Here is a 15,467-nt window from a genome sequence, read left to right as displayed (position 1 = left end):
TGTAACAAAAAATGAAACCAACGCTGCATATCCACCATTTTGATCACCAGACGGCGCTCCATGCCCTGTTCGCACGCCTTCATCATCTGCCCTGGGCCATGTTGCTGGAATCCGCCGGCCCGCTGGGAGCAGACAACCGCTTTGACATCATCACCGCCGATCCGCTGGCCACTTTACAGACCGAGGGGACGCTGACCCGCATCGCGCAGGGTGATCAGCACGAATCCCGTGAAGATGATCCGTTGACGCTGCTGGCCCAACGCCAACACGCCCTACTGGGAGAGATCATCAGTCAAGCGACCCCCCTGCCCTTCATCGGCGGTGCACTCGGCCTGTTTGGCTATGATCTGGGCCGCCGTTTCGAGCGTCTGCCGAGCCTGGCCGCCCGTGACGTGACCATCCCGGACATGGCGGTCGGCATCTATGACTGGGCCCTGCTGCGAAACGTGGCAACGGGCCAGTGGCAGTTGGTGCACTGGGGCGATGAGGCCGGCTTTGCCCGCCGCCTGCAGTGGCTTGAAGCGATGCAGGCAACCGCTACTGAGCCCTTTGCGCTTCAGGGAAGATGGCAGAGCAACATGAGCCGCGCGCAATACGGTGACAAGTTTGCCAAGGTCCAGGCCTATCTGGCCGCCGGGGACTGCTATCAGATCAACCTGACCCAGCGCTTCAGCGCACCCTATCGGGGCGACGAGTGGCAGGCCTATCAGGCGCTGTCCCAAGCCAACCGCGCCCCCTTCTCGGCCTTCCTGCGCTTGCCGCAGGGCGCCATTTTGAGCCTCTCCCCCGAGCGTTTCCTGTTGCTCGACCAGCGCCATATCGAGACCAAGCCCATCAAGGGCACCCGCCCGCGACTGGCCGACCCGGAGCAAGATCAGGCCAGCGCCCTGGAGCTGGCTGGCGCCGACAAAGACAGATCGGAAAATCTGATGATCGTGGATCTGCTGCGCAATGACATCGGCCGGGTGAGTCGACCCGGCTCGGTCAGCGTGCCCAGCCTGTTTGCGGTAGAGTCCTTTCCGGCGGTGCATCACCTGGTGTCCACCATCCACGGCGAACTGGATGCGCAGTGGCAGGCGGTGGACCTGCTGCGCGCCTGTTTCCCCGGCGGCTCCATCACCGGCGCCCCCAAGATCCGGGCCATGGAGATCATCGAAGAGCTGGAGCCCCAGCGGCGCAACGCCTACTGCGGCAGCATCGGCTATCTGAGCCAGCATGGCCGGATGGATACCAGCATCTGCATCCGCACCCTGATCGCCGCACAGGGCCAGCTCCACTGCTGGGCCGGTGGCGGCGTCATTGCCGACTCCGACGTGGACGACGAATATCAGGAAACCTATGACAAGGTGGCCCGCATTCTGCCGCTGCTGGACACACTGCGTTGAAAACCTGACAAAATGGATCACAGCAACTGGAGCGAAGAAGAATCGAGATGGAACGTGCCGAACTGCTGACCCGCTTTTTATTGCAACGCCCCGCCCCCGCCCACCGGCTGACGGTGGCCGGGCTCAAGCCCGCCGCCGTGCTGCTGCCGCTGGTCGAGCGGGCCGACGGCCTGCAACTGCTGCTGACCCGGCGCAGCCCGCACCTGCGCCACCACGCAGGGCAGATAAGCTTCCCTGGCGGCAGGCAGGATCCGGACGACCGGGACTTGATCCACACGGCGCTGCGGGAAACCCAGGAAGAGCTCGGCATAGTCCCTGCCCAGATAGAGGTGCTTGGCACCCTCACGCCCCTCAACACCGTCTCCCAATACGACGTGCTGCCGGTGCTGGGGCTGGTCACGGCCGACTATCAGCTCACCCTGAGCCGGGACGAGGTCGACCAGGCTTTTGAGGTGCCGCTCAACCACCTGCTGGATCCACGCCACCATATCGCGCTCACCATTCCCAGAGCCGATCACCTGCACACCATCTACTGGATCCCCTGGCAGCACCACTTCATCTGGGGCGCCACCGCCAGCATGATCCGCCAACTCTCTCGGCAACTTGCCATATAACATTTTGCCTACAAAAGATTGTGCAACATTCGTGCATTAACATTAAACTAACGTAGGTTTTTATAAAAAATAATTGATTAATTCTTCTTTCGATCACATTTCCACAAAAGAATGCGGGTTTGAGCCCCATAAAGGTGAATTTGATCAACATTTTTGATTAAAAAAACCGTATCCTTGCGCCGATTCAATAAAAACCACAATTCGGGGTGAGACACATGTCTAATACTGTCACCGGCGCACAGGACGTTGCGACCTCACAGGAGCAAGGAACCCGCTCCATCCAATCGCGTGGTTGGACCAAACAAGACACCAGCTGGGTGATCAGCCTGTTCGGCACCGCCGTCGGCGCCGGCATTCTGTTTTTGCCCATCAACGCCGGCATGGGTGGCTTCTGGCCACTGGTGGTGATGGCGCTGCTGGTCGGCCCCATGACCTACCTGGCCCACCGCGGCCTCGCCCGCTTCGTACTCTCCTCCAGCAGACCCGATGCCGACATCACGGAAGTGGTGGAAGAGCACTTCGGCGTGGGAGCCGGCAAATTAATCACCCTGCTCTACTTCTTCGCCATCTACCCCATCGTGCTGATCTACGGGGTGGGCATCACCAACACGGTTGAGAGTTTCATGGTCAACCAGTTGCAGATGACGGCGCCCCCGCGCTGGATCCTCTCCATCGTGCTGATCATGGGCATGATGTCGGTGATGCTGGCTGGTGAAAAACTGATGCTGAAGGTGACCGAGTTCCTGGTCTACCCGCTCATCGCCATCCTGGTGGGGATCTCCTTCTACCTGATCCCGGACTGGACCGGCGCGGCCCTCTCCCAGATGCCGTCCGGCAAGGACTTTGCCATCACCCTGTGGCTGACCATTCCGGTGCTGGTGTTCTCCTTCAACCACAGCCCGGCCATCTCCAGCTTCTCGCTGGCCCAGCGCCGCGATCACGGCGAGCACGCGGTCGAGAAGTCTGACGCCATTCTCAAGCGCACCGCCACCATCCTGCTCGGCTTCGTGATGTTCTTCGTCTTCTCCTGCGTGATGAGCCTGACCCCGGCACAGCTGGCAGAAGCCAAGTCCCAGAACATCGCCGTGCTCTCCTACCTGGCCAACCAGCACGCGAGCCCCATCATCTCCTACTTCGGCCCGCTGGTAGCGTTCGTGGCCATCGTCTCCTCCTTCTTCGGCCACTACCTGGGTGCCCGTGAAGGCCTGAAGGGGATGATCGTCCAGAACCTGCGCAAATCCGGCAAGGAGCCGAACCACAAGAAGGTCGAGATGTTCATCATCGCCTTCTTCATCCTGACCCTGTGGGGAACCGCGGTGATCAACCCCTCCATCCTCGGCATGATCGAGTCGATGGGCGGCCCCATCATCGCCACCATCCTGTTCATCATGCCGATGTACGCCATCAAGCGCGTACCGGCCATGGCGAAGTATCAGGGCCATATCAGCAACGTCTTCGTGGCTGTGATGGGGATGACGGCCATCTCCGCCATCCTCTACCAACTGCTCGGCTGACACTCGGCCATACCAGCAAACATGCCAGCCGGGTAACCGGCTAGCATTTTTATATGGCGCCAACAGCAGCGGATGATGGCTCTCCAGCAAGCGAGTATGCGTAGACATGTGGGCCAACTAGCCACTCGCCAAACACCGGCCCTGCTCCCCATCCAGACAATTCCCCCTCTACCCGTTAGCGCCCCTCGAATAGCAACCGACAATGGCCGGCCCATAGCCCATGCAGCCTTATACAAGCCGGTGCCACAAAGCCTGCCTGGCAAGCCATTTATCCGTGCTCTTGATGTGCCCACTGCACCAACTTCATCCAGCCCCCTCACCTCCTGCAAATGTGGATCGGACCAGTCCCCAAACCACCAGACAATAAAAAACGCCCTCGAATGAGGGCGTTTTCAATGTGGTGAAGGCTGTGCTATCAGGCTTCGCTGTTGGGCACCGGCGCGGCATCCAGCAGGGTTTCATCTTCGGCCATGCAGGCCGCAGCGGTGAACAGCACGTCGGTGGAGCTGTTGAGAGCCGTCTCTGCAGAATCCTGCAGTACCCCGATGATGAAGCCCACGGCCACCACCTGCATGGCGATGTCGTTGCTGATGCCAAACAGGCTGCACGCCAGCGGGATCAGCAGCAGGGAGCCGCCGGCCACGCCGGAAGCGCCGCAGGCACTGATGGTGGCGACCACGGAGAGCAGAATGGCGGTGGCCAGATCCACTTCCATCCCCAGGGTGTGTACCGCCGCCATGGAGAGCACTGTGATGGTGATGGCGGCACCGGCCATGTTGATGGTGGCACCCAGCGGGATGGAGACCGCATAGGTGTCTTCCGGCAGGCGCAGCTTCTCGGCCAGCGCCATGTTGACCGGGATGTTGGCGGCGGAGCTGCGGGTAAAGAAGGCGGTCACGCCGCTCTCTTTCAGGCAGGTCAGCACCAGCGGATAGGGGTTGCGCTTGATCTTCCAGAACACGATCAGCGGGTTGACCACGAAGGCGATGAACAGCATGCAGCCGATCAGCACCATCAACAGCTGGGCATAGCCGAACAGGGCGTCAAAACCGGTTTCCGCCAGGGTGGAGGCAACCAGGCCCAGAATACCGAGCGGCGCGCAGCGGATCACCGCTTTCACGATGGTGGAGACACCGTGGGACAGGTCGGTGATCACCGCCTTGGTCCCCTCGCTGGCGTGGCGCATGGCGATGCCAAGGCCGATGGCCCAGGCCAGAATACCGATGTAGTTCGCATCCAGCAGCGCCTTGACCGGGTTGGTCACCACGTTGAACAGCAGGGTCTGCAGCACCTCGGTGATGCCGCCCGGCGGGGTGATCTCGGCACTGTTCGCCACCAGATGCAGGTTGGAGGGGAACAGGAAGCTGGCCACGACGGCGACCGCAGCAGCCAGGAAGGTACCCAGCAGATAGAGCAGCAGGATCGGTTTCATGTTGGTCTTCTGGCCCTGCTTGTGGCCGATGATCGCCGCCATGACCAGTACAAAGACCAGCAGCGGGGCGACCGCCTTCAGGGCGCCAACGAACAGGCTGCCGAGCAGACCCGCTGTTTTGGCCCATTCCGGCATAAACATGGCAAGGAGGATACCGAAGACCAGACCGACCAGGATCTGGCTAACCAGGCTGGTACTGTTGACCAGTCTTACGAGGGGGTGTTGTTGTGTCATCAAATAGTCCCTGAGCACCGAAGTGCGTGAATCATTAGTCCTGTTGGCAACCGCTACGCCAGGCGACACCCATGTCACGGCTGGCGTCATCTGCTCCGGCAAGCTTTCTGTTGAGCCTGTCCGGTAACACACGGGATTGCGGACAAGGAATATCCCATCTGCAACCGCTTTTTTCCATATAATCACTGAAAAATATCCGGTTTACCTCACAAAAAACCCACAACAATGCGATAACACAATATCAACAGCATTCAAATGGATGCCGTTTTCCCTCGCTTGGCCATCCAGACACTCCCCGGCGGTGGTATCATGACGGTTTTTGCGCTGGAGCCCTGCCATGATCTCATCCCTGTTGACCCGTCACTTCGGCTTCGATCGGTTAAGACCGGGACAGGAGGCGGTGATCAGCCGATTACTGGCCGGCCAGAGTGCCGCCGCCATCTTCCCCACCGGCTCCGGCAAGTCCCTCTGTTATCAGTTGCCGGCGCTTGCCCTGCCCCACCTGACCCTGGTGATCTCGCCGCTGATCGCGCTGATGCACGATCAGCTCGCCTTCCTTCGCAGCAAAGGGATCGCCGCCGCTACCCTCGACTCGAGCCTGACGCCGGAGGAGAGCCGCCGGGTGATGCAGCAGGCCAGCGATGGCCAGCTCAAGATCCTAATGATCTCGGTAGAGCGGCTCAAGAACGAACGCTTTCGCCGTTTCATTCAGCAGGTGCCGCTGTCGATGCTGGTGGTGGACGAGGCCCACTGCATTTCGGAGTGGGGCCACAACTTTCGCCCTGACTATCTCAAGCTGCCGGATTACCGCCGTGAATTGCAGATCCCGCAGGTGTTGCTGCTGACGGCCACCGCCACCCCGGCGGTCATGGCCGACATGCAGGCCAAATTCGAGATCGAGGATGAGGGGCTCATCGTCACCGGCTTTTATCGCGCCAACCTGGACTTGGCCGTGGTGCCGCTGCCTGACGAGGCTCGCGATAGCTGGCTGCATGCCGAGCTGGCTCGTGACCCCGCCGCACCGACCATCATCTATGTCACCTTGCAGCACACCGCAGAGCAGTGCGCCACCCGCCTGCAACAAGCCGGGATCAGGGCGCGCGCCTATCACGCCGGGCTCGATGCCACCCTGCGCAGCCAGATCCAGCACGACTTCATGGCCGGCAAGCTGGACTGCATCGTGGCGACCATCGCCTTCGGCATGGGGATCGACAAGGCCGACATTCGCCGGGTGATCCATTACGATCTGCCCAAATCCATCGAAAACTACAGTCAGGAGATAGGCCGCGCCGGCCGGGATGGTCTGCCTTCCCGCTGCATGGTACTGGCCAACCGCAGCCAGTTGCCGGTACTGGAAAACTTCGTCTATGGCGACACCCCGGACAGAGCGGCCATCGTCACCTTGCTCGAGATCCTGCAGCAAAGCGGCAGTGAGTGGGAATTTGGTTTGCTGCGCCTCTCCAACGACACCAATATCCGCCAACTGCCGCTCAAGACCCTGCTGGTCTACCTGGAGATGGCGGGCATCATAGCGCCGGCCTACAGCTATTTTGCCGAGTACCGCTTCAAGTTCGTGCTGGACAAGGCCGACATCCTGGCCCGGTTCAATCCGGCGCGACGCCAGTTTCTGGAGCAAGTGTTCGCCAGTGCCCCGCAGGCGCGCAGCTGGTGCACCATGGACTTCGAGGCGCTCTGGCAGGGTTATCAGGGGGAGCGGTCGCGGGCCGCTGCCGCGCTGGATTACCTGCAGCAGCAAGGCTGGATCGAGCTGGAGAGCAAGCAGATGACCGAGGTTTATCGGGTGCTGCAACAAGATCTGGACATAGCACCGCTGGCCGATCAGCTGCACGGACTGTTTGAAAAGAAAGAGCAAAGCGAGCTCGCGCGTCTGCAGGCATTGCTGGGTTTCTTTACCTCCAGCAGTTGCCTGAGCCATGAGCTGGCCCGCTACTTTGCCGATCAGGCCGCGCCCACCCATTGCGGGCACTGCTCGGTCTGTCGGGGAGAGGTGGCACAGCTTCCCTCCTTACCCAGCCGGACACTCCCCAATGAACAGGGGCTCAGAGCCTGGTGCGATCCGCTGGTGGCCCTGTGCCACAGCCGGGATCCCCGCATCCTGACGCGTTTCCTGTGTGGCATCACCACCCCGCTCACCACCCGGCTCAAGGCCAAAAGCCTGGCTGGATTCGGCCAGCTGGCGTCCCACCCCTTTGCCGATGTGCTGGCGGCCGTATCCAACATTTATACCGCTCGCCAACAGGGATAAACGGCTTAAACATCGGGTAGAGCCCAAAAAAATAAGACCCTCGCATCTGCGAGGGTCAAGCCAACGGAAACGTGCTTAAACAGAGCTTTGCATCAGCAACCAGCCACTCTCTTGCTAAAGCGCTGACTGCCTGACACAGGGCCAATCTAGAGTAGTCGCAATGTAGCGTCAATGTAAAAATTAGAGCTAAAACACCAAACAAAACACTTTCCGTGCACGTAAACGTAACACCATTTCGTCTCGTCTACGCCCTGCCCCTTGCCCCGTCTGTGCTGCAGCCAGTCTCCCAAATAAACGCGATGTCATTTCCATTTTCTGACAAACATTTATTTTTTATGTCTTTGACATTTACCTCACTATCGTGGCAAAAATAATTTAACAGTCAGTAACATAGGTGTGTCACTGATTGCGCCTTCCCGCATTGGGTCGGGAAGTACCCTTGCAAATTTAAACCAATAGTTGGTGATGGATTACTGGGGGCTGTTGACTAGGCTTAATGAGGTAAACAGAACAAAAGTAGTGATCCACTCTTTTCAGGGTAAGCGACTATAACGAGGGCAAAGTTATGGGCATCTTCGAGCATTATCAACAGCGATATGAGAAAGCCAGGGAAGAGGAATACACCATCCAGGAATTTCTGGATATGTGTAAGCAGGACAAATCCTGCTACGCCTCTGCCGCCGAGCGTTTGCTGGTCGCCATAGGCGAACCGGAAATGATCGACACCTCGGTCAACCCCAGACTCAGTCGCCTTTTCTCCAACCGCGTCGTGGCACGCTATCCCGCCTTCAAAGATTTCTACGGCATGGAAGAGGCCATCGAACAGATTGTCTCCTATCTCAAGCACTCGGCTCAGGGCCTGGAAGAGAAGAAGCAGATCCTCTATCTGCTGGGGCCGGTTGGCGGTGGTAAATCCTCGCTGGCAGAGAAACTAAAATCCCTGATGCAAAAAGTGCCTGTCTATCGTATCAAGGGTTCACCGGTCAACGACCACCCCTTCTGCCTGTTCGACATCGAAGAAGATGGCGAGATTCTGGAGAAGGAGTACGGCATCCCGCGCCGTTATCTGCGCCCCATCATGTCCCCCTGGGTCGCCAAACGACTGCACGAGTTTGGTGGCGACATCACCAAGTTCAAGGTGGAGAAGGTCAATCCCTCCATCCTCGACCAGATCGCCATCGCCAAGACCGAACCGGGTGATGACAACAACCAGGACATCTCCTCGCTGGTCGGCAAGGTGGATATCCGCATGCTGGAGCACTTTGCCCAGGATGATGCCGACGCTTACTCCTACTCGGGCGCGCTGTGCAAGGCGAACCAGGGGATCATGGAGTTCGTCGAGATGTTCAAGGCGCCCATCAAGGTGCTGCACCCGCTGCTGACCGCCACTCAGGAAGGCAACTACAACGGGACCGAGGGGCTCTCCGCCCTGCCCTTCGACGGCATCCTGCTGGCCCACTCCAACGAATCCGAATGGCAGCAGTTCCGCAACAACAAGAACAACGAGGCTTTCCTCGACCGGGTCTATATCGTCAAGGTGCCTTACTGCCTGCGCGTGTCGGAAGAGGTGAAGATCTACGAGAAGCTGCTGGTCAACAGCGAGCTGACCGATGCCAAGTGCGCCCCCGGCACCCTCGAACTGCTGGGCCAGTTCTCCGTGCTGTCACGCCTCAAGGAGCCGGAAAACTCGAGCCTCTACTCCAAGATGCGGGTCTATGATGGCGAGAGCCTCAAAGACACGGATCCCAAGGCGAAAAGCTATCAGGAGTATCGCGACTACGCCGGCGTGGACGAAGGGATGAATGGCCTGTCGACCCGCTTCGCGTTCAAGATCCTCTCCCGCGTCTTCAACTTCGACCACGCAGAAGTGGCGGCCAACCCGGTGCACCTCTTCTATGTGCTGGAACAACAGATCGAGCGCGAGCAGTTCCCGCAAGAGCTGCATGATCGCTACCTTGAGTTCATCAAGGGCTATCTGACCCCGCGCTATGTGGAGTTCATCGGCAAGGAGATCCAGACCGCCTACCTCGAGTCCTACTCCGAGTACGGTCAGAACATCTTCGACCGCTACGTCACCTACGCTGATTTCTGGATCCAGGATCAGGAGTACCGTGACCCCGAGACCGGCCAGCTGTTTGACCGCGCGTCGCTCAACAGCGAGCTGGAGAAGATTGAGAAACCCGCCGGGATCAGCAACCCGAAAGATTTCCGCAACGAAATCGTCAACTTCGTGCTGCGTGCCCGGGCCAACAATGCAGGCCGTAACCCCAACTGGACCAGTTACGAGAAGCTGCGCACCGTGATCGAGAAGAAAATGTTCTCCAACACGGAAGAGCTGCTGCCGGTTATCTCCTTCAACAGCAAAACCTCAGCCGAGGAGCAGAAGAAGCACGATAACTTTGTCGAACGGATGATGGAGAAAGGCTACACCCGCAAACAGGTGCGACTGCTCTCCGAATGGTATCTCAGGGTACGCAAGTCATCCTGACCCTGACTGTTCAAGGGGGAGTTATGGCGCATTTTATCGACCGCAGGCTCAACGGCAAAAACAAAAGCGCTGTCAATCGGCAGCGCTTCATCCGCCGCTACAAGAAGCAGATCAAACAAGCGGTCTCTGATGCTGTCTCCAAGCGCAGCATCCAGGACGTAGACACGGGCGAGAGCATCAGCATCCCGACCAAGGATATCGGCGAGCCCCATTTCCATCAGGGGCAAGGCGGCAAACGGGAGATGGTGCATCCCGGCAATGACCAGTTTGTCTCCGGCGACAAAATTGACCGCCCCAAGGGAGGAGGTGGCGGTCAAGGCTCTGGCGAAGGGCAGGCTTCCAACCAGGGAGAAGGGGCGGATGACTTCGTCTTCCAGATCTCCAAGGACGAGTACCTCGACCTGCTGTTTGAAGATCTTGAGCTGCCGCGGCTGCAGAAAACCCAGCTCAACCAGCTGATGGAGGTCAAAACCTACCGGGCGGGCTACACCTCCAACGGGGTGCCGGCCAACATCAACGTAGTGCGTTCACTGCAAAATTCGCTGGCCCGTCGGATGGCGCTGCAGGCCGGCAAGAAACGCCAGCTGCATGAGCTGGAAGATAGGCTGGCCCTGCTGGCGGCAGATCCCAACGAGCATTTTGCCGAAATAGCCCAGCTCGAGAAGGAGATCAGGGAGCTGAAAAGACGGATCGACGCGGTCCCTTTCATCGACACCTTCGATCTCAAATTCAACAACTTCGTCAAGCGGCCCGTCCCCTCCAGCCAGGCGGTGATGTTCTGCCTGATGGACGTGTCAGGCTCCATGGATCAGGCCACCAAGGAGATGGCCAAGCGCTTCTACATCCTGCTCTATCTGTTCCTGAGCCGGACCTATAAAAACGTCGAAGTGGTCTATATCCGCCACCATACCCAGGCCAAGGAGGTGGACGAGCATGAGTTCTTCTACTCCCAGGAAACCGGCGGCACCATCGTCTCCAGCGCCCTCAAGATGATGAACGACATCATCAACGAGCGTTATCCTGCCCATCAGTGGAACATCTATGCGGCGCAAGCCTCGGATGGTGACAACTGGGCCGACGACTCGCCACAGTGCCGGGAGATCCTGGCGCGGGACATCATGCCGCGAGTGCGGTACTACTCCTACATCGAGATCACCACCCGTGCCCACCAGACGCTGTGGCACGAATATGAATCGGTCGCCAGCGAGTTCCCCCACTTCGCGATGGAGCACATTCGCAAGGTAGAGGATATCTATCCGGTATTCCGGGAGCTGTTCAAGAAGCAAGCGGCGTGAGGGAGGCCATATGGTAGAAACCGAAAGAAAAGTCGCACCGCTGGACGATGGCCCGGACTGGAACTTCGACCTGCTGGACATTTACCATCAGGAGATAGCCCGGGTCGCCAAGTTCTATCGACTGGATACCTACCCCAACCAGATCGAGGTGATCACGGCAGAGCAGATGATGGATGCCTACTCCAGCGTCGGCATGCCCATCGGTTATCAGCACTGGTCATTCGGCAAGCGCTTCATTCACACCGAGCGCAACTACAAACGTGGCCAGATGGGGCTGGCCTACGAGATCGTCATCAACTCGGATCCCTGCATCGCCTATCTGATGGAGGAGAACACCATGCCGATGCAGGCATTGGTGATGGCTCATGCCTGCTACGGCCACAACTCCTTCTTCAAGAACAACTACCTATTCAAGACCTGGACCGATGCCTCCTCCATCATCGACTATCTGCTGTTCGCCAAGAACTACATCACCGAGTGTGAAGAGAAACACGGCATCGATGCGGTGGAAAAGCTGCTCGACTCCTGCCATGCCTTGATGAACTTCGGGGTAGATCGCTACAAGCGGCCCCAGAAGATCTCGCTGGCCGAAGAGAAGCGACGCCAGAAGGCACGGGAAGACTATCTGCAGACCCAGGTCAACGAGCTGTGGCGCACCCTTCCCAAGCAGCACAAGGCCTCCGGGGTGGAGGACAGGCGCTACCCGGCTGAACCACAGGAGAACATTCTCTATTTCATCGAGAAGAATGCCCCTCTGCTGGAGCCCTGGCAGCGCGAGATAGTACGCATCGTGCGAAAGATCAGCCAGTACTTCTATCCGCAAAAGCAGACCCAGGTGATGAACGAAGGGTGGGCCACCTTCTGGCATTACACCATCCTCAATCACCTGTATGACGAGGGCAAGATCAGCGATCGCTTCATGATAGAGGTGCTGCACAGCCACACCAACGTGGTCTACCAACCCCCCTACAACAGTCGCTACTACTCGGGGATCAATCCCTATGCCCTCGGCTTTGCCATGTTTACCGACCTGCGCCGTATTTGCGAGAACCCGACCGAGGAGGACAGATACTGGTTCCCCGATTATGCCGGCAGCAACTGGGTCGATACCCTGCATTTCGCCATGCAGAACTTCAAGGATGAGAGCTTCATCAGCCAGTTCCTCAGCCCCAAGGTAATGCGCGACATGAAGCTGTTCGCCATTGATGACGACGATCTGAAGAACTATCTCAAGGTCTCCGCCATCCACAATGACGAGGGCTACCGCCAGGTGCGCAATACCCTGTCGGCCCAATACAACCTGAGCAACCTGGAGCCCAACATTCAGGTATTCAACGTGGCGGTGAAAGGCGATCGCTCGCTGACGCTGCGCTACGTGCCGCACAACCGGATCCCGCTGGGGGACTCCCGTCACGAGGTGCTCAAGCATCTGCATCAGTTGTGGGGATTCGATGTGGTGCTGGAACAGGATAATGGTGAACTGCCAGCCGATATCATCGGGCGTTGCCCGGAGAAAAAACCGGCTTGAGCAACCAGCCATCCACCATAAAAAAACGCGCCATTCGGCGCGTTTTTCTTGTATCAGAATCCGATCAGTTGTCGCACAGATTGCTCGGCATGTCCTGACGCAGACGGGTCCACAACTTGCCTGACTCGATGCCGTACTGACGTACCGTCATGAACACGGCCTCGTGATTCTTGGTCTCAGCCAGGTTCAGCAAGGTCTTGTAGTAGGCATCGGCTGCTTCACGGGCCTGCTTGTCGGAGAAGTAGTAACGGCCAACCCGGCTATACAGCCCCTTGAAGCCGTTGAGGATCAGGGCATAAATCGGGTTGCCGGAGGCAAAGGAGAGCTGGTGGTGCAGGCGATAATCAAACTCGGCATACGCTTCCGGGGAGTTCTCTACCGCGTCGGCACCGCGCAGGATCTCGGCGGCTTGCTCCGGATTGTTGCGGATCGCGCCACGAATGAAGATGGTGCAGATGTTGGTGCGCGCCGACAGCAGCTGGGCCACCAGATCCGGCACCTTGTCCTGATCCAGCCTGGCCAGGGTCTCCAGAATGTTGAGTCCAGAGGTTTCCCAGAAATTGTTCACCTTGGTCGGTTTGCCATGCTGAATGGTGAGCCAGCCATCACGGGCCAGACGCTGCAGCACTTCACGCAAGGTGGTTCGAGTCACGCCAATCAGCTCGGACAGCTCACGCTCGGCCGGCAAGATGGATCCTGGAGGAAAGCGATTGTTCCAGATGGACTCGATGATATATTCCTCGGCAAACCCTGCAGGGCTCTGCGCTTTTATGACCATGTAGTGACTCTGTTGTAGTACGTAAAAAGGCTCACGAATAATAGCAAAGCAGGGAGGGCTGGCAAGCAGAAGGTCGGTCCTCTGCTCACATAAGCAGGCCATTTTGTTAAAAATATGTATTGATTCCCGCAATTGGTGTCAGCCAACCCCATCGATTGGCGATAAAACGGCCAATCTCGTGGGCAAGGCCGACTATGTTATTTATAGTTAATGCTCTTTTTGATTAAAATCATGAGGAATCAATCTGATAAGGGACAACATCCGGATGTTCTGGTCGAGCCTGTCTTGACTGCATAGACGCAGATACCAACCACAACACAGAGACCCACTATTATGCCAATCAGCTTAGGGCAAGCCTTTGCCAAGAACTTTCTGGGCAATGCGCCCCAGTGGTACAAGGCCGCTATTCTTCTATTCCTGCTGATCAACCCGATCGCCTTTTACCTCGATCCCTTCATCGCCGGCTGGCTGCTGGTCGTCGAATTCATCTTCACGCTGGCCATGGCGCTCAAGTGCTATCCGCTGCAACCTGGCGGCCTGCTGGCCATCGAAGCCGTGTTGATCGGCATGACCTCGGCAGAGCAGGTCAAACATGAGCTGGTGGCCAATATCGAGGTACTGCTGCTGCTGGTCTTCATGGTGGCCGGCATCTATTTCATGAAGCAACTGCTGCTCTATGTGTTTACCAAGCTGCTGATCCGGATCCACTCCAAGACCCTGCTTTCATTGGCATTTTGTCTGGTCTCCGCCTTCCTGTCAGCCTTCCTCGACGCCCTCACCGTGATCGCCGTGGTGATCAGCGTCGCCACCGGTTTCTACGCCATCTATCACAAGGTCTCTTCCGGCAAGGAGTTCGGCAACCCGCACGATCACACCGATGATGACGCCGTCAATGAACTCAATCGCCAACATCTGGACGACTTTCGCGCCTTCCTGCGCAGCCTGATGATGCATGCCGCCATCGGCACCGCCCTCGGCGGTGTCTGCACCCTGGTAGGAGAACCGCAGAACCTGATCATCGGCGAGCAGGCGGGCTGGAACTTCGGCGAGTTTGCCATTCGCATGTCTCCGGTCACGGTACCGGTGTTCATCTGCGGTCTGCTCACCTGTGTTCTGGTCGAAAAGTGCCGCTGGTTTGGCTATGGTGCCAAGCTGCCGGACGCGGTACGCCGCATCATGGAGGATTACAACCGCTATGAAGAGGCCGGACGTACCGCCCAGGACAAGGCCAAGCTCATAGTGCAAGCAGTAATCGCCCTCTGGCTGATCCTGGGGCTGGCCATGCACCTGGCCGCGGTGGGCCTCATCGGCCTGTCGGTCATCGTGCTGGCCACCTCGCTTACCGGCATCACCGAGGAGCACTCCCTCGGCAAGGCATTCCAGGAGGCGCTGCCCTTTACCGCCCTGCTGGCCGTCTTCTTCAGCGTGGTCGCCGTCATCATCGATCAGCAGCTGTTCAAGCCGGTGATCCAGTGGGTGCTGGCAGCCGAGCCGGACGCCCAGCTCGCGCTCTTCTATCTGGCCAACGGCCTGCTCTCCATGGTCAGTGACAACGTCTTCGTCGGCACCGTCTACATCAACGAGGTGAAGACGGCGCTGCTCAACAACGCCATCAGCCGCGAACAGTTCGAACTGCTGGCCGTGGCCATCAACACCGGGACCAACCTGCCGTCGGTGGCCACTCCCAATGGCCAGGCCGCCTTCCTGTTCATGCTGACCTCGGCGCTGGCACCGCTGCTGCGCCTCTCCTACGGGCGCATGGTGTGGATGGCGCTGCCCTATACCCTGGTGCTGGGACTGGTGGGTTTCTTCTCGGTGGAGATGCTGCTCGGGCCGCTCACCGACTGGTTCTATCAGGCTGGCTGGCTGGTGCTCGACAACGTCACGCCAGCGGCGCTGCCCGCCCTGCATTGATACCATAAGGGCCCATGCG

The 15,467-nt window shown here is 58.5% G+C and carries 10 protein-coding genes; 8 read left to right on the top strand and 2 right to left on the bottom strand.

What is annotated here, in order from left to right; genetic code table 11:
* Positions 1 to 98: 98 nt before the first annotated feature.
* From pabB to OKC44_RS08540, 3 genes are all read left to right on the top strand, one after another.
* On the top strand, positions 99 to 1,385 hold the full coding sequence (gene pabB, locus OKC44_RS08550; RefSeq protein ID WP_270812732.1) for an aminodeoxychorismate synthase component I: 1,287 nt from the start codon (positions 99 to 101) through the stop codon (positions 1,383 to 1,385).
* Positions 1,386 to 1,432: 47 nt separating this feature from the next.
* Positions 1,433 to 1,999 carry a CoA pyrophosphatase gene (locus tag OKC44_RS08545; RefSeq protein ID WP_011706269.1) on the top strand — a complete coding sequence of 189 codons (567 nt, stop codon included), beginning with the start codon at positions 1,433 to 1,435 and terminating at the stop codon, positions 1,997 to 1,999.
* A gap of 215 nt (positions 2,000 to 2,214) precedes the next feature.
* Positions 2,215 to 3,513 carry a serine/threonine transporter gene (locus OKC44_RS08540; protein ID WP_011706270.1) on the top strand — a complete coding sequence of 433 codons (1,299 nt, stop codon included), beginning with the start codon at positions 2,215 to 2,217 and terminating at the stop codon, positions 3,511 to 3,513.
* Between the two features lie 415 nt (positions 3,514 to 3,928).
* On the opposite strand, the gene sstT is transcribed toward OKC44_RS08540, so the two are convergent.
* A complete protein-coding gene (sstT, locus tag OKC44_RS08535) occupies positions 3,929 to 5,179 on the bottom strand; it encodes a serine/threonine transporter SstT (protein WP_257702712.1) in 1,251 nt (416 codons plus the stop codon).
* A 337-nt stretch (positions 5,180 to 5,516) separates the two neighbouring features.
* Between sstT and OKC44_RS08530 the strand changes: the two genes are divergently transcribed.
* From OKC44_RS08530 to OKC44_RS08515, 4 genes are all read left to right on the top strand, one after another.
* Complete coding sequence (locus OKC44_RS08530) at positions 5,517 to 7,445, top strand: RecQ family ATP-dependent DNA helicase (protein ID WP_270812260.1); 1,929 nt, start codon at positions 5,517 to 5,519, stop codon at positions 7,443 to 7,445.
* Positions 7,446 to 8,010: 565 nt separating this feature from the next.
* Entirely contained in the window at positions 8,011 to 9,933 is a 1,923-nt protein-coding gene (locus tag OKC44_RS08525; protein ID WP_011706273.1) for a PrkA family serine protein kinase, read from the top strand.
* Between the two features lie 23 nt (positions 9,934 to 9,956).
* Entirely contained in the window at positions 9,957 to 11,228 is a 1,272-nt protein-coding gene (locus tag OKC44_RS08520; RefSeq protein ID WP_016350566.1) for a YeaH/YhbH family protein, read from the top strand.
* A 10-nt stretch (positions 11,229 to 11,238) separates the two neighbouring features.
* Positions 11,239 to 12,756: a SpoVR family protein gene (locus OKC44_RS08515; protein WP_270812258.1), complete on the top strand. Its 1,518-nt coding sequence runs from the start codon at positions 11,239 to 11,241 to the stop codon at positions 12,754 to 12,756.
* A 64-nt stretch (positions 12,757 to 12,820) separates the two neighbouring features.
* Here OKC44_RS08515 and fadR read toward each other — a convergent pair whose 3' ends face one another.
* The gene (fadR, locus tag OKC44_RS08510) at positions 12,821 to 13,534 is read right to left on the bottom strand and encodes a fatty acid metabolism transcriptional regulator FadR (protein ID WP_016350565.1); all 714 of its coding nucleotides are present in this window, start codon (positions 13,532 to 13,534) and stop codon (positions 12,821 to 12,823) included.
* Between the two features lie 333 nt (positions 13,535 to 13,867).
* Here fadR and nhaB point away from each other — a divergent pair, with 333 nt between their 5' ends.
* On the top strand, positions 13,868 to 15,448 hold the full coding sequence (nhaB, locus tag OKC44_RS08505) for a Na(+)/H(+) antiporter NhaB (RefSeq protein WP_270812255.1): 1,581 nt from the start codon (positions 13,868 to 13,870) through the stop codon (positions 15,446 to 15,448).
* The last annotated feature ends 19 nt before the right edge of the window (positions 15,449 to 15,467 follow it).

Source organism: Aeromonas sp. S41-2, assembly GCF_027705845.1.
Classification (GTDB): domain Bacteria; phylum Pseudomonadota; class Gammaproteobacteria; order Enterobacterales; family Aeromonadaceae; genus Aeromonas; species Aeromonas hydrophila.
The sequence above is the reverse complement of the archived record's forward strand: the minus strand, read 5'-3'. Positions and strand labels throughout refer to the sequence as shown.

What these genes read in the sequence shown, in the direction of transcription:
- OKC44_RS08520 (WP_016350566.1), top strand. Translation starts at nt 9,957, where the DNA reads ATGGCGCATTTTATCGACCGCAGGCTCAACGGCAAAAACAAAAGCGCT.
- sstT (WP_257702712.1), bottom strand. Translation starts at nt 5,179, where the DNA reads ATGACACAACAACACCCCCTCGTAAGACTGGTCAACAGTACCAGCCTG.
- OKC44_RS08540 (WP_011706270.1), top strand. Translation starts at nt 2,215, where the DNA reads ATGTCTAATACTGTCACCGGCGCACAGGACGTTGCGACCTCACAGGAG.
- OKC44_RS08525 (WP_011706273.1), top strand. Translation starts at nt 8,011, where the DNA reads ATGGGCATCTTCGAGCATTATCAACAGCGATATGAGAAAGCCAGGGAA.
- pabB (WP_270812732.1), top strand. Translation starts at nt 99, where the DNA reads ATGTTGCTGGAATCCGCCGGCCCGCTGGGAGCAGACAACCGCTTTGAC.
- fadR (WP_016350565.1), bottom strand. Translation starts at nt 13,534, where the DNA reads ATGGTCATAAAAGCGCAGAGCCCTGCAGGGTTTGCCGAGGAATATATC.
- OKC44_RS08515 (WP_270812258.1), top strand. Translation starts at nt 11,239, where the DNA reads ATGGTAGAAACCGAAAGAAAAGTCGCACCGCTGGACGATGGCCCGGAC.
- nhaB (WP_270812255.1), top strand. Translation starts at nt 13,868, where the DNA reads ATGCCAATCAGCTTAGGGCAAGCCTTTGCCAAGAACTTTCTGGGCAAT.
- OKC44_RS08545 (WP_011706269.1), top strand. Translation starts at nt 1,433, where the DNA reads ATGGAACGTGCCGAACTGCTGACCCGCTTTTTATTGCAACGCCCCGCC.
- OKC44_RS08530 (WP_270812260.1), top strand. Translation starts at nt 5,517, where the DNA reads ATGATCTCATCCCTGTTGACCCGTCACTTCGGCTTCGATCGGTTAAGA.